The organism is Paraburkholderia sp. PAMB 6770 (assembly GCF_057748135.1).
This window is the reverse complement of the sequence record NZ_CM173238.1, coordinates 237,066-251,634: the sequence shown is the minus strand read 5'-3', so window position 1 is coordinate 251,634 and position 14,569 is coordinate 237,066. Positions and strand designations below refer to the sequence as shown.

The 14,569-nt window shown below is 69.2% G+C and carries 13 protein-coding genes; 2 read left to right on the top strand and 11 right to left on the bottom strand.

The annotated features are described in order from the left end of the window. Window positions 1-34: 34 nt before the first annotated feature. The 11 genes from araG to mpl form a co-directional block, all read right to left on the bottom strand. Entirely contained in the window at window positions 35-1,549 is a 1,515-nt protein-coding gene (gene araG / locus AC3AP7_RS01275; protein ID WP_475766384.1) for an L-arabinose ABC transporter ATP-binding protein AraG, read from the bottom strand. A 147-nt stretch (window positions 1,550-1,696) separates the two neighbouring features. Continuing rightward, window positions 1,697-2,695 (bottom strand): arabinose ABC transporter substrate-binding protein, encoded by a 999-nt coding sequence (locus tag AC3AP7_RS01270; protein WP_475766387.1) that lies wholly within the window; start codon window positions 2,693-2,695, stop codon window positions 1,697-1,699. Between the two features lie 140 nt (window positions 2,696-2,835). Further along, the gene (locus AC3AP7_RS01265; RefSeq protein ID WP_475766389.1) at window positions 2,836-3,615 is read right to left on the bottom strand and encodes an SDR family oxidoreductase; all 780 of its coding nucleotides are present in this window, start codon (window positions 3,613-3,615) and stop codon (window positions 2,836-2,838) included. Then, the gene (locus AC3AP7_RS01260) at window positions 3,612-4,292 is read right to left on the bottom strand and encodes a 2-dehydro-3-deoxy-6-phosphogalactonate aldolase (protein WP_475766392.1); all 681 of its coding nucleotides are present in this window, start codon (window positions 4,290-4,292) and stop codon (window positions 3,612-3,614) included. The genes AC3AP7_RS01265 and AC3AP7_RS01260 overlap by 4 nt, the downstream gene beginning before the upstream one ends. A gap of 39 nt (window positions 4,293-4,331) precedes the next feature. After that, window positions 4,332-5,384 (bottom strand): 2-dehydro-3-deoxygalactonokinase, encoded by a 1,053-nt coding sequence (locus tag AC3AP7_RS01255; RefSeq protein ID WP_475766395.1) that lies wholly within the window; start codon window positions 5,382-5,384, stop codon window positions 4,332-4,334. Beyond that, window positions 5,381-6,325, bottom strand: coding sequence for an IclR family transcriptional regulator (locus AC3AP7_RS01250; RefSeq protein ID WP_475766397.1), 945 nt, complete (start codon window positions 6,323-6,325; stop codon window positions 5,381-5,383). The genes AC3AP7_RS01255 and AC3AP7_RS01250 overlap by 4 nt, the downstream gene beginning before the upstream one ends. 436 nt (window positions 6,326-6,761) lie before the next feature. Next, the gene (gene mtgA / locus AC3AP7_RS01245) at window positions 6,762-7,490 is read right to left on the bottom strand and encodes a monofunctional biosynthetic peptidoglycan transglycosylase (protein WP_475766400.1); all 729 of its coding nucleotides are present in this window, start codon (window positions 7,488-7,490) and stop codon (window positions 6,762-6,764) included. 202 nt (window positions 7,491-7,692) lie between these two features. Continuing rightward, window positions 7,693-8,580, bottom strand: coding sequence for a shikimate dehydrogenase (gene aroE, locus AC3AP7_RS01240; protein WP_475766403.1), 888 nt, complete (start codon window positions 8,578-8,580; stop codon window positions 7,693-7,695). Further along, complete coding sequence (locus AC3AP7_RS01235) at window positions 8,577-10,736, bottom strand: ribonuclease catalytic domain-containing protein (RefSeq protein WP_475766405.1); 2,160 nt, start codon at window positions 10,734-10,736, stop codon at window positions 8,577-8,579. The genes aroE and AC3AP7_RS01235 overlap by 4 nt, the downstream gene beginning before the upstream one ends. Before the next feature lie 415 nt (window positions 10,737-11,151). Further along, on the bottom strand, window positions 11,152-11,748 hold the full coding sequence (locus AC3AP7_RS01230) for a YqiA/YcfP family alpha/beta fold hydrolase (RefSeq protein ID WP_475766407.1): 597 nt from the start codon (window positions 11,746-11,748) through the stop codon (window positions 11,152-11,154). Beyond that, a complete protein-coding gene (gene mpl / locus AC3AP7_RS01225) occupies window positions 11,745-13,154 on the bottom strand; it encodes a UDP-N-acetylmuramate:L-alanyl-gamma-D-glutamyl-meso-diaminopimelate ligase (protein WP_475766410.1) in 1,410 nt (469 codons plus the stop codon). Before mpl ends, AC3AP7_RS01230 begins: the two co-directional genes overlap by 4 nt. Window positions 13,155-13,329: 175 nt before the next feature. On the opposite strand from mpl, the gene AC3AP7_RS01220 reads away from it, so the two are divergent. Continuing rightward, entirely contained in the window at window positions 13,330-13,986 is a 657-nt protein-coding gene (locus AC3AP7_RS01220; protein WP_475766412.1) for a UDP-N-acetylmuramate--alanine ligase, read from the top strand. A gap of 22 nt (window positions 13,987-14,008) precedes the next feature. Beyond that, window positions 14,009-14,554, top strand: coding sequence for a TlpA family protein disulfide reductase (locus AC3AP7_RS01215; RefSeq protein WP_475766416.1), 546 nt, complete (start codon window positions 14,009-14,011; stop codon window positions 14,552-14,554). Window positions 14,555-14,569 lie beyond the last annotated feature (15 nt).

Below are 14,569 nucleotides of genomic sequence, written 5' to 3'. Positions count from 1 at the left end.
GGGTTATGGGTGACGGATGAACCAGCGCCCGGCTTCAGGCCGCCGCGCGCGCGGCCGTTTCCTGCGGCAGCGCGAGGTTCAGCACGCTCTGTTCGGTCGCTTCGCCGCGCGGCAGTTCGCCGGAGATGCGCCCCTGCCGCATCACGATCACGCGGTCGGACACGCCCAGCACTTCGGGCAGCTCGGACGAGACCATCACGATCGCGCAGCCGCGCGCGGCAAGCTCGTAGATCACGTTGTAGATCTCGTGCTTCGCGCCGACGTCGATGCCGCGCGTGGGCTCGTCGAGAATCACCACCTTCAGGTCCGGTTCCGCGAGCCAGCGCGACAGGATCGCCTTCTGCTGGTTGCCGCCCGACAGGAAGCGGATCTTCTGGCGCCGGCTCGGCGTGCGGATCTTCAGCAGCCGGATGAAGCTGTCCGCGGTCTGCGCCTCCTTCTTGCGGTTCAGGAACAGGCCGCCGCGCAGGTAATGGCGCCGGCAGCTGATGTTGATGTTCTCCGACACCGACGCAATCGCGACAATGCCCTCCTCCTTGCGGTCTTCCGGGCACAGCACGATGCCGTGGCGGATCGCTTCGCCGGCGCTGCGCACCTTGATCGCGCTGCCGTCGAGCACGACCTCGCCGGCCTGCCTCGGCTCGGCGCCGTACAGGAGGTGCATCAGTTCGCTGCGCCCGGCGCCGACCAGCCCGAAAAAGCCGACGATCTCGCCGCGCCGCACCTCGAAGCTGGCCGGCGCTTTCAGGCCGTGCCCTTCGACGCCGCGCGCGGCAAAGCGCACGTCGCCCAGTTCGCGCGGCTTGTAGCTGTAGATATCGGCGATCTCGCGTCCGACCATCTCGCTCACGATCGTGTCGCGCTTCACGCCTTCGAGGCTCGGATGCGATGCGACCTTGCGGCCGTCGCGGAAGATCGTCACCGCGTCGCACAGCGCGTAGATCTCGTCCATCCGGTGCGAGATGTAGATCAGCGCGCGATTGTCGGCACGCAACTCGCGCACGAGCTTGAAGAGCACCTCGGTTTCGCTGTGCGACAGCGAACTGGTCGGCTCGTCGAGCGCGATCACGCGCGCATTGCGCATCAGCGCCTTGCAGATCTCGACCATCTGCCGCTGCGCGATCGACAGCTTGCGCAGCTTCGCATTGGGGTCGAGCGCGACGCCCATCGCCGCCAGCCGCTCGCGCACGAAGCGCCGCGCGGCGGCCTTGTCGACCCAGCCGAGCGCGTTCGGCAAACGGCCGAGCAGCAGATTCTCCGCGACCGTCAGGTCGGGAACGTACTGCAGTTCCTGGTGAATCACCGCGATACCCGCGCCGATCGACGCGGCCGCGCTATGAAAGCGCACTTCGCTGCCGTCGATCAGCACGCGCCCGGAATCGGGCTGATATTCGCCGCCGAGTATCTTCAGCAGGGTCGATTTTCCGGCACCGTTTTCGCCCATCAGGCCGTGCACCTGGCCGACGTTCACGTCGAAGGACACGCCGTCGAGCGCGCGCACGCCGGGAAAGACCTTGCCGATATTGTCAAAACGCAGCGTCGCTGACACTTCGCCTCCTGTTGCATCTGTGACCCGCGCGGGCGGCACGCGGCGTGCCGCGTGCCGCCCGGCGATCCGACTCGACTGTCCACGCGCGGCGGCCGCCGGCCCGCGGCGCATGCGCGCCGCCGCCGTGCGGCTGCCGCGCCGCACACCTTATTTGGCGGCGAGGCCCATCTTCTCGCGCACCTGCTCGACGTTATCGCGCGTCGCGAGCATGCCGGTGGTCAGCGTGACGAGCGGCGGCTCCTTACCCTTCGTGATCCAGTCGTACATCAACAGCGAGGTTTCTTCGCCATGGCGCTTCGGGCTGATGATCACCGTGGCGTAGAAGCCCGTCGGATTCGGCTTCTTGAACTCGTTGAGCGCCGAGTCCGACCCGCCGATGCCGATGCCGATCATGTCGGCGGCCTTGATGCCGTGGCCTTCGGCCGCGCGCACTGCGCCGAGCACGGCTTCGTCGTTCAGGCCGTAGGCCACCCAGTGCTTGAACTGCGGGTTCTTCGTGAGCGCGATGTTGGCCGCGTTGAACGCGTTTTCCGTGTCGGTCTTCGCCTGCGGCGCCTGGATCACGTTCGCCTTCGGGAAGCCCGCGGCGATCAGCGCGTCGGTCGCGCCGGCCGTGCGGTCGTGCGCAGTCGGCAGCTCTTCGTAGGTCACGTCGATCGCGCCGACGTCCTTCATGTTCCAGCCGCGCTTCCTGATTTCGGCCGCGATGCCGTCGCCGACCTGCTTGCCGATGTTGTAGGCCGAGATGCCCATGTACGGCACGCTCGCGATCGGCTTGCCGGAGCCGTCGACGAGACGGTCGTCCACCGTCATCATCTTCAGGCCGTCCGCCTTCGCCTTCGCGACGATGCCCGGCCCGAGCTTGACGTCAGGCGTGCAGATGACGAACCCCTGCGCCTGCTGCGCGGCGAGGTTGTCGATGGCGCTCATCACCTTCTCGCCGGACGGCGCACCGATTTTCACGAGCGTAAAGCCCTTTTCCTTCGCGGCGATTTCCGCGAACTTCCATTCGTCCTGGAACCACGGTTCCTCGGGCTGCTTCACGAGAAAGCCAATCTTGACTTCCTGCGCGGCTTGCGCGGCGGTCGTGTTGAGCGCGACCGTTGCGGCAGCGGCGACGAGCGTGAGGAATATTCTGCGTTTCATGTTGCGAGTCTCCTGACCTGTTTGGTTGTGAACGAGAAGGTAATGGCCGCGTTTTTTTATCCCGGACCTGACGCACGCGGCCAGCGCGTCAAGCGGTTCGAACCTTGCGCGCGCCCCCGGCGCGCGCGGATTGCTGCCCGTCAGTCGTGATAGAGCACGGAGCGCCCGCCATCGACCGTGATGCAGCTTGCGTTGATGAACGGCGCCTCGTCCGATGCGAGGAACACCGCGGTCATCGCCACTTCGTCGGGCCGGCCGATCCGCTTCATCGGCTGCAGATCGAGCGTCGCCTGCTTCGCCGACGCCGGATCGGGCTGGCTGTTCCACCAGTCGTGCGTCAACTGCGTCTCGATGTAGCCCGGCGCGATCGCATTCACGCGCACGTTGCGCGGCGCGTACTCGATCCCGAGCGCCCGCGTGAGGCCGATGACGCCATGCTTCGCGACCGGGTACGGAAAGCAGCCCGGGATGATGCTGAACGCGTGCGTCGACGCGATGTTCACGATGCTGCCGCCACCGCGCGCGATCATCCCCGGCAGCACCGCGCGGCAGCCGTTCCATACGCCGTCGAGATCGACCGCGAAGCAGCGCCGCCAGTCGTCGTCGGTCATCGTGAGCGGATCGCGGAACACGTTGATGCCCGCGTTGTTCACCAGCACGTCGACCGGGCCGAACACGCGCGCGGCTTCCTCGACCGCGTGCTGCACCGACGCGGGCTGCGTGACGTCGGTCTGCACCGCGCACACGCGGGCGCCGGCGCAGGCAGTCTCGATCGCGCGCGCGCTGCGCTGCGCGCTGTCGGCGTCCAGTTCGGCCAGCACCAGCGCCGCCCCCTCGCGTGCGAACGCGAGCGCGATCGCCGCGCCGATCCCGCGGCCCGCGCCGGTGACAAGCGCAATCTTGTGCGCGAGCCGGTTCATCGCTGCACGCCCGCCCGCGCGATGCGCAAGCCGTTGATGAACGCCCGCGCGTGCGACGCGGTGGTCGTCGCGGCCTGCCCCGGCCTGTACAGCGCGGAGCCGAGGCCGAAGCCGTTGGCGCCCGCGCTCAGGAACGGTCCCATGTTGTCGGGCGTGATCCCGCCGACCGGGATCAGCGGCACCTCGGCCGCGATCACCGCGCGCCAGGCCTTGACGACCTGGCAGCCGAGCTGCTCGGCCGGAAACATCTTCAGCACGTCGGCGCCGCGCTTCAACGCGAGAAACGCTTCGGTCGGCGTCGCGACGCCCGGCGCGCAGGCCATGCCGAGCGCCTTCGCGGCGTCGACGACCTCCGCGTCGCTGTGCGGCATCACGATCAGTTCGCCGCCGGCGCTCTTCACGTCCTGCACGAAACGCGGATCCAGCACAGTGCCCGCGCCGACGATCGCATCGGCCGGCAGCGCCTGGCGAATCGCCGCAATGCTGTCGAACGGCTGCGGCGAGTTCAGCGGCACCTCGACGATCCGGAAGCCCGCTTCGTACAGCGCGAGACCGTGCGCGGCGGCATCGGCGGGCGTCACGCCGCGCAGGATGGCGATCAGCGGGCACGCGCCGAACGCGGCCGCGAGGCCCGCATGCGGCGCATACGGGGCAGGAAGATTCAGATGAGCTTGCATGTCGATTCCTTGTCTGTGTCGCGCGCGACGCCCACGGCGTCAGCGCCCGTGCGCCGGCCGTGCGCCACCGCGCGCCACGAGGCCGGCCTGGGTCGCGATACGCCACAAGCCCGACTCGGTCGCCTGCTTCACGGGATGCGCATCGGTGCAGCCGAACTCGGCCAGCGCGAGGCGATACCGCTCGCACAGCGCCGCATTGCCGATCAGGCGCAGCGAGCGGCCGGCGAGCGCGCTCTGCTGCCGCGCCAGCAACGCGTCGAGGCCGGCCAGTTCGTGGCCGATCATCAGGCCCGACAGATAGTCGGCCTGCTGATCGCCCGCCAGCTGCCCGGTCAGGCCGAGCGTGCGGGTGCTGAACGCGGTCGCGAGCAGGCCGGCTTCGCCCTTGTCGCGCGCGTTGCGGACGCCGCGCAGAAATGATTCGGTATCCACACGATCCGTGCCGGTCATCGTCCGGCCGAGGATCGTGTGCTCGCGCAGCGCCGCGAAAACCTCGCCGGTCATGAAGGTCACGAAACGCTCGATGCGGCCGTGCTGGACGATGACCCACTTCGCGTGCGTGCCCGGCAAGCCAATCAGCGCGGGCGCATCGCGCCCGCCCGAGGCGCCGTCGGCGCCGAGCGCGCCGAAGATCTGCGTTTCCTCGCCGCGCATCACGTTCGGCAGTTCGCCGCGCTGCAGGACGCCAGGCACGATGTGGACCGTCGCGCCGCGCGCAGTCTGCACGCGCACGATGCCGGCGACCAGCGCGGCCGCGTCCGCCGGTGCATCGACGTACGGCGCCTCGCGCCAGCCCTGGGCGCTGCCGACCATGCCCGCGGCGATCACCGGCAGCCCCGGCGCACGGTCGAGCCAGTCGCCGCAAGCGGCCTCGAACGCCGCGTCGAAACCGCCATCGGCTGCGGCGCGCGGCAGATTCATGATGCCGGCCGACGACTCGTGCATCGCCAGCACCTCGCCGGCGGTATCGAGCAGATAGGCGCGCAGCGACGTCGTGCCCCAGTCGAGCGCGACCAGCGCGGGCGACGGGTGCGGCGCGGCAAGCGGCGGTGCTTCGGTGACGCCGGGCACGGGCGAACCAGCCTGGGTCATCGTTTGATCCTGCGCGCGGCGGGTTGCGGCACACGCCAGCCGAGTTCTTCCGAGATCGCACGGGCCTCGCGCTGCACGACCGGAATCAGTTCGTCCATCCGTTCGAGCGGCATGTACGGAATCGTGCTTGCCACCGAGAGCGCCGCGACGATCGCGCCGCTCGCGTCGCGCACCGGCGCCGCGACGCAGCGAATCGACGCTTCGTTCTCCTCCAGATCGAACGTGAAGCCGCCCGCGGCGTAGTTCGTCATCCGCTGCACGAAGGTCGGCAGGTCCGGGCGATTGTCCGGCTTGAAGCTTACGGCCGCCAGCGTGCGGCGCGACGCCTCGAACAGCGACTGCCAGGTGTCCGGGTTCAGGTCGAGCATCATCGCCTTGCCGATGCCGGTGGACGCCAGCGGCATCCGGTGGCCGACGCGCGAGCGCATTTCGAGGCCGCGCGTACCGGGGATCTTGTCGATGTAGAGCACGTCGTCGCCGTCGCGCACACCGAGATGGATCGTGTCGAGCGTCTGCTCCGCGAGCGACTCCAGATGCGGACGCGCAACCGCGGTAAGCGGCATCTGCTCCAGCGCGATGGTGCCCAGTTCGATCAGCTTGGGCCCGAGCAGATAGCCGCCTTGCACCTGGCGCAGATAGCGCGCCTGCACGAGGCTGCTGACGAGCCGGTGCGTGGTGCTGCGGGTGGTGCCGAGCGTCGCGCCGAAGCTGCGCAGATCGCGCACGCCGGCGGCAGCCGCTTCGAGAATCGCCAGCCCGCGTAGCAGCGTCTGCGTGCCGGCCTGCTGCGGCGTGACGTCGAGCAGCGTGCTCGGGACGGCGATTTCGTCCGCGGACGGACGCGGCAACGCGGCGCCGTTGGGCTTGCGCCCGCGCGGTTGCTGCGCGTCGTCAACGCGCTCGCCGGACGCGGCGGCGAGGTGAGGAAGCACTTTGTTCATGGCAGTTCGGCGAAAAAGGGGGGATTACTGCGTGAGGCCGGCCATGTGGCCCGCGCAACGGGACGAGGCGATGCGAACGTGTACCGCTTGCCTGACGAAAGGGGGCATGGCTGGTTGTCTCCGCTTGTTGGTTCGATGCGGGCGCACGCGGGGCGCGCAGACCGCACGACTTTTTTCCCCTCGCAGGCCACCGTGTCAAACCGCGCCTCGATGCCGCGCGACGTGCTGTAAGGGTCGAGTGGAACGGATTGTAGGCCGGATCTTTCGGAAGCTCCAATATATGAATGTTGCACTCACATATTGGGAATATGACGCGGATACGGGACAGGCGCGGCAAAGCGCGGCGCACAGGCGCCGCGGCAAAGGCGCAGCGCCACGCGCGCGGCGCTGCCAGAGGCAGCCCGCGCGGCACGATGGGAGAGGATGAAACCGGGGGTCAGGGAGGCAGTTCGGCCGCGCCCATCCTGCGCGCGATGATGCGGGTGCGCTGCGCGAGATAAGGGGCATTGCGATGCGTGTCGAAGTATTCGGGCGCGGGCAGCATCACCGCGAGACGCGCGGCCTGCCACGCGCTGAGGTTCGCCGCGCTGGTGCGAAAGTAGTAGTGCGCGGCGGCCTGCGCGCCATACACGCCATTGCCCCACTCGACCGAATTCAGATAGATCTCGAAGATCCGCTGCTTGTCCATCAGCGTTTCGAGCATCCACGTGATGATCAGCTCCTGTCCCTTGCGGATATAGCTTTTCTGCGGCGAAAGGAACAGGTTGCGCGCGAGTTGCTGCGAGATCGTGGAGCCGCCCGCGACGATCCGGCCATGCGCCTTGTTCTTCTCCCAGGCCTGCAGGATCGCGTCGATTTCGTAGCCGTCGTTGTTGACGAAATCGGCATCCTCGGACGCGATGATCGCGCGCTTCAGGTTGCGCGAGATCCGGTCGTAGGGCACCCAGCTATGCTGGATCGACAGATCGGGGCGATCTTCGGCCAGTCGCCACGCGGCCGCGCGCATGAACGCGGTGGACTGCGGATTCACCTCGGTCCAGATCGCAATCTGCACGAAGTAGAACAGTTGCGTGGCGAGCCACGCGATCGCGCAGACGAAGCCGGCGTAGCGTATCCAGCGAAGCGGGCGGGAGCGGTCGGGGTGCGGGAGGTCGGGGGTCGTCACGGTGTCGGCGAAGGCTTCGATGAGCGGGCTTCGGCAATGCGCAACCATAGCACGCGAGCGGATGCGCACTGACGACGTTCCGCTGCCCGGGCAGCGCGGCGGCAAAACGTTTACGCCACGCGAAGGGCCTGGCGAGGGGCCACGCGAGAGGCCGGCTGGATGGCCACGCGAAAGCCGTGCCTGCGCGCGGCGCGCGCAGCCGTCACCCGGCCGACGCCGCCAGCGTTTCGCGCAGCGCCGCCAGCACCGGCGCGCCCAGCGGACGCACGCCGCGCCACACGAAGAACGACTCGGCGGCCTGCTCGACCAGCATGCCGAGCCCATCGGACGCGCGCGCGCCCAAGCGCTGCGCGTGCCGCATGAAAACGGTCGGCTGCGCGCCGTACATCATGTCGTACGCGAGCGTAGCGCTGCCGAAGGCACGCTCGTCGCACTCGGGAAGCGCCGCATCGAGACTGCTCGCGGTCGCATTGATGACCACGTCGTACGCGCCGGGCGCGATCGCGTCGGCCGCGCCGCCTGCGAGGCGGCAGCCCGCCGCATCGGCCGCCGGCGCAAACTGCTCGACGAGCGCGTGCGCCTTCGCGGCCGTCCGGTTGACGATTGTCAGCGTGTGCGGCGCGCGTTCGAGCATCGGCAGCACTACGCCGCGCGCCGCGCCGCCCGCGCCGAGCAGCAACACACGGGCGCCCTTGAACGGCGTCGCGAGGTTCGCCTCGATGTCGCGCACGAGTCCGAAGCCGTCCGTGTTGTCGCCGTAGAGGCCGGCGGCGTCGAAGCGCAGCGTGTTCACCGCGCCCGCCGCCGCCGCGCGCGGCGACAGCGCGCTCGCGAGCGCATGCGCTTCGAGCTTGAACGGCACCGTCACGTTCAGGCCGCGCCCGCCGGCCGCGGCGAACGCGCGCACCGTCGCCTCGAACGCGTCGAGCGGGGCGAGCAGATGGCCGTATTCGACAGGCTCGCCGGTCTGCTCGGCAAAGCGCGCATGAATGAACGGCGACTTGCTGTGCGCGACCGGATTGCCGATCACCGCGTAACGCGCCCGCGCGTCGACCGGTTCGTGCTGTCCGTGCAACGGCGTTGTGCTCATGATCCGCTGCCCTCGCGCGGCTCGCCGGCCGCGACTTCGCCGGGGCCGCTTTCCGGGCCGCTTCCGGACGTGCCGCGCGCGGCGGCTTCGTTCGCGGCTTCGTTCGCGGCTTCGTTCGCTGCTTCGTCCACGCCTTCCGAGGCTTCTCGCGCCTCCTGCGCCGCGTCCTCGCTCGCCTCTTCAGCCGTTGCGTCGGTCAGCTCGCCGTCGGCTTCCTCGTCCTCCTCTTCCGCCCCCGCGCCGCTCGCGACGGTCGGCGCGTCGAGCACGCGCAGCATCCGCACCGACGCCTCGACGGTCAGCTCGTCGATCGACATCACTTCCATCAGCATCCGCGTGCCGCGCGCATGCACGCCGAGCGCCGGCACGTGCAGCAGCAGCGGAATCTCTTCGAGCCGCACGAGGTCATCCTTCACGACCGAGGCAACCACCTGCTTGCGGCTCTCCTGCTTCAGCCAGCGCAAGCACCAGAAGTACTCCATGCGCCGCTGGTGGTCCGCATAGGCGGCATAGGTATCGTCGAAGCCCTGCACCACCGCGAAGAGGTCGGCGTCTTTCGGCTTGAACGGCGCCGCGAGCTTCGCGGTGACGCCGTGCTGCACGCAGGCGAGCAGTTGCCACTGGTTCACGAGGTCCACGTAGCGCCGCAGCGGCGAGGTGCTCCATGCGTACTGCGCGACGCCCAGCCCTTCGTGCGGCGCCGCGCTGGTCTGCATCCGCGTGCGCTTCGGGCCGCCGGGCGCGCCGAACGCGCGCTGGGTCCGGTAGATGCCCGGCACGCCGTGGTCATGCAGGAACGCGCCCCACGTCGAGTTCGCGAGGATCGCCAGTTCCGCGACGATCAGATCGAGCGGCGAGCCGCGGCGACGCGGCGTGATCGTGATGTGCTCGCCTTCGACGTAGAAGTTGTAGTCGGTGTTGCGCTGCACTTCGCGGCGCAGCCCATAACCCGCGCGCGCGGTCTGGCGCTTCTCGAACAGCGCCTGCGCGAACGGCCAGAGCACGGCGATTTCGTCCTTGTGCGCGTACTCGCCGCTGCCCGCGGCGAGCGTGTCCTCGGTCACGAGCTCGTCGAGCGTGTTGTGGCGCAGGTTGCTCTTCACGAACACCCGCTCGGCGCGCGTCTCGCTCGCGACGATCTCCTGCGTCGCGCGGTCGACGATCACGTACAGCGACAGCGCCGGCCGCAGCCCGCCCTCGCCGAGCGTGAACACGTCGACCACGCCATCGGGCAGCATCGTGATCTTGTCGCCGGGCATGTAGACGGTCGACAGACGCGCCCGCGCGATCGCGTCGACCGCGTCGCCGCGCTGGATACCGAGCGCCGGCGCGGCGATGTGCACGCCGATGCGCACGCGGCCGTCGGCCAGATGCTGCACCGAAAACGCGTCGTCGATCTCGGTGGTCGTCACGTCGTCGATCGAGAACGCTTCGACATCCGCCTGCGGCAGATCGTCCGGCAGCGGCCCCGGCGTGACCGGCGGGAAGCCGGTGCCGTGCGGGAAGAACTCGGACAGGAAGCGCGCCTCGTGCAGCGCGCGCGCCGACGGAATGCCGCCGCATTCGAGCATCAGCCGCGCGTGCGAGATGCCGCGCGCGGCTGCGGCAGCGTCGAGCGCCTTGTACTCGACGGTGTTCTTGTCGGGCCGGGTCAGCAGACCGAGCACCTTGCCGGCAAACGCGTCCGGCAAGCGCCCCTCCCTCAGTTGCGCCTCGTACTGCTCCTGCACGAGCGCCTGCTGGCGCTTGCGTTCGAGCGACGCGAGCGCCATCTTCAGCTGCTCCTCGGGCGCGCGCTGATACTGGCCGCGTCCCTTGCGGCGGAAATAGACCGGCGAGCCGTGCATGCGCAGCACCAGCGCGGCGCGCTCGACCGGTCCGAACGACGTGCCGAAGTAGTCGGCGCCGAGCGTCGCAAACGGAAACTCGTCGTCCGGCGCGCACTCCCAGAGGAAGTCCAGGTCGATCTGCTGCGCGGCTTCATCCGCCTGCTGGATCAGGTCGCCGGCACTCGGCTTCTCGAACTCGATCAGCACGTCTTTTGCACGCACCTTGGTCCGGCGTCCGCCCGGCAACTCGACCTGAAACGCGTCGCCCTGGCGCGACAGCACGCTGCCCGCCTTGAAACCGCCCGATTCCTCGAAGAAAACGTTCACTCAATACTCTCGCTTCTGACTTGCCTGTACCGCAATGCCGCGCCCAGCCGGGTCGCATGCATCGCGCCATCGTGTTCGTGGTGATCGCGCCGCCAACGCACTCCGCTTGCGCCGGCGCGCCGTCTCAGGCGTGCGCGTCCCGCCTGTGGGTCCTGCCTGTGGGTCCTGCCTGTGGGTCCTGCCTGTGAGTCCTGCCTGTGAGTCCTGCCTGCGGGTCCTGCCTGCGGGTTCTGCCCGTAGACCCTGCCTGTCGGGTCCTGCGCGTAGGTCCTGCCTGTTGTGTCCTGCCTGCCGGGTTCTGCCCGTAGGTCCTGCCTGCCGGGTCCTGCCTGCCGGGTCCTGCCTACCGGGTCCTGCCTACCGGGTCCTGCCTCGCGATCCGGTCCGCTTCCGTTGCCCCGCGGGTTGCACAGCTTCAGGGCGCCGGGGGCGGCGGCATGCCGTTCTGTGCGTCGCAAAACGCCAGCACGCCATCCACGTACTGGCCGAACTCGCTGATCGCATGATCGCTGCCGTCCAGCAGCCGTGTGTACGCGCCCGGATAATGCGCGAGCATTTCGCGATAGTCGAGCACCTCGTCGCCGCGCGCAGCGATCAGATAATAGCGTTCGGGCCGCGTCACCGATTCGACCCACAGCGACCGCAACTCGTCCAGGTGACGCGGCTCGACGACGATGCTGCCGCCGCCGTGCCACAGCGGCTGCTCGCCGAGGTACTGGCTCAGGTCGCGCTGCGGCACGACCGCCGGATTCAGCAGCACCGCCGGCCAGCCGTGCTTCTCGGCAAGCCAGGTGGCGTAGTAGCCGCCGAGCGAGCTGCCCACCAGCGTGACGCGCGGCGCGCCCGCCGCCGCAACGAGCGCCTCCACCTGCGCCACCGTGTCGAGCGGCGAGACCGGCAGCGTCGGGCAGCACCATTCGGACGCGCGGCCGAGCGCGTCGAGGCGCGCGGCAAGCAGGCGCGCCTTGAACGAGTTCGGCGACGAGCGAAAGCCGTGCAGATACAGAATCACGCGGCGCCTCGATCCGCCGCCGGCGCACGCAGCGACAGCGCGTCGAGCAGCTTCTGGTGCACCCCGCCGAAACCGCCGTTGCTCATCACGAGCACCTGGTCGCCGGGGCGCGCGGTGGCCGCGACCGCCTCCACGAGCGCGTCGAGGTTGTCGAACGCCTGCGCGCGCGCGCCGAGCGGCGCGAGCGCCTCGCCGAGATTCCAGCCGAGCGCGTCGCGTCCGCCCGGCGCGCCGTAGCCGAACACCTGATCGGCGTCGGCGAGGCTCGCCGGCAGTTGCGCCTTCATCACGCCGAGCTTCATCGTGTTCGAGCGCGGTTCGAGCACGGCGAGAATGCGCGTGCGCTCGCGCCCGACGCGCGCGCGCAGCCCGGCGATCGTCGTCGCGATCGCGGTCGGATGATGCGCGAAGTCGTCGTAGACGGTCACGCCGTCGACGCTGCCGCGCACTTCCATCCGGCGCTTCACGTTGCGAAAGCCCGCCAGCGACTGCGCCGCCTGGCCGGGCGGCACGCCGACGTGGCGCGCGGCCGCCAGCGCGGCGAGCGCGTTCATCCGGTTGTGCTCGCCCTGCACCTGCCAGTCGACCACGCCGGCGCGCGCGCCGCCGTGATAGACCGCAAAGCGTGCGTCGACCGGCACGCCGTCTTCGGCCGGCTGGGCCTCCCAGCCGCCCTGCACGCCGAAACGCTCGACTTCGCTCCAGCAGCCGCGCGCGAGCACCCGTTCGAGCGCATCCTCGCGGCCGTTCGTGACGATGCGCCCGACGCGCGGCACCGTGCGCACCAGGTGGTGGAACTGGGTTTCGATCGCCGCGAGATCCGGGAAGATATCGGCATGATCGAACTCGAGGTTGTTCAGGATCGCGGTGCGCGGCCGGTAATGGACGAACTTCGAGCGCTTGTCGAAGAACGCTGTGTCGTACTCGTCGGCTTCGATCACGAAGAAGCTGGAATCGGTCAGCCGCGCCGATACGCCGAAATTCAGCGGCACGCCGCCGATCAGGAAGCCCGGGTCCAGCCCCGCGTCCTCGAGCAGCCACGCGAGCATCGAGCTGGTGGTGGTCTTGCCGTGGGTGCCGGCCACGGCGAGCACCCACTTGCCCGCGAGCACGTGCTCGCCGAGCCACTGCGGCCCCGACACGTACGGCAGCCCGCGATCGAGGATGGCTTCCATCAGCGGGTTGCCGCGCGACACCACGTTGCCGATCACGAACAGGTCGGGTTGCAGGTCGATCTGCTCCTCGCCGTAGCCCTCGATGAGGCGGATGCCCTGCGCCTCGAGCTGCGTGCTCATCGGCGGGTAGACGCCGGCGTCGCAGCCGGTCACCGTGTGACCGGCGCTGCGCGCGAGCACCGCGAGTCCGCCCATAAACGTGCCGCAAATGCCGAGGATGTGGATGTGCATAAGCCTGTTGTGCCGCGCGGAGCTGTTCTAGCGAGGAAAGCGATGCGCGCGGACGGCCGCGAAGGTCCGTCCGCGAGGGCTCCCATTGTAACCGACGCGACCCGTGCGACCGGCGCCGCCGGCGCGCGCCGGCGGCGCGGAAAGGGCCGGCGCCGTTCTCTAGTATGATAAAGAGATGGTTCGCAAATCACATTTCGACCCGCAGCGCGTGCGCGAGGAAATCGCGATCGCGGCTGCGCGGATGATCGCCGAAGACGGCCTGGATTACTCGACAGCCAAACGCAAGGCGGCGCGGCAGGTGATCGGGGACACCCGCGTGTCCGGCGAATGGCTGCCCGATAACGACCAGATCGAGGAAGAAATCCGCGAGTATCAGTCGCTATTCCAGGGCGACAGCCAGCCCGCGGTGCTGCGCCGGCTGCGCGGCATCGCGCTCGACTGGATGCAGCGGCTCGCGCCGTTCAATCCCTATCTGACGGGCGCGGTGCTGACCGGCACGGCGGGCGAGCACTCGGACATCCACCTCCAGGCGTTCTGCGACGATCCGAAGGAAGTGGCGATCTACCTGCTGAACGCGAACGTGCAATACGACGTGTCGCAAACCCGCCATTTCGCCGGACGCGGCCAGGTCGAAACGCTGAGCTTCCTGTGGCGGACGCCGCGCGAAGGGCGCGACGCCGCGCCGGTCGGCGTGCACCTGGCCCTGTACGACACCGACGACCTGCGCGGCGCGGTGCGCGCCGATCCTCGCGGACGGCTCGCGCGCGCCAGCCTGCAGGCCGTTCAGGCGCTGCTGCTCGCCGAAAGCAGCGCCGCCGCCCCTCACAACTGACCGACCGGACGCCCCGACGACCATGAACTTCAAGCGTACTCTCGCCCTTGCCGTCTCGACGGTAATCGCCACCGGCGCCGGCGCGCTCGCCGGACCGCAGGTGTTCGGCATCGGAACCGCACATGCGGCCGCCGAGCCGGTCGCGCCGAACGCGGTCGCGCAGCTGTGGGCCGCGGCCGTGACGAATCCCGCCGGCAAGCCGCAATCGCTCGAGCGCTACAAGGGGCACGTGGTCGTCGTCAATTTCTGGGCGTCATGGTGCGGCCCCTGCGTGCGCGAGATGCCCGAGCTGTCCCAACTGCAGCGTGACTACGCGAAAAAGGGCGTCCAGTTCGTCGGGCTCGGCGTCGACTCGGACCAGAACGTCACGAAATTCCTGCAGAAAGTCGCCGTCAGCTACCCCGTTTACGTGATCGGCTTCGGCGGCGCGGACCTCGCGCGCGCTTTCGGCAACAACGCGGGCGGCCTGCCGTTCACGGTCGTAATCGACGCTAAAGGGCACGTTCGGTCGACAAAATTAGGCGAAATCCAGCCGAACGAGCTGAAGGCGACACTCGACTCGCTCTGACCGCCCGATCCGCAC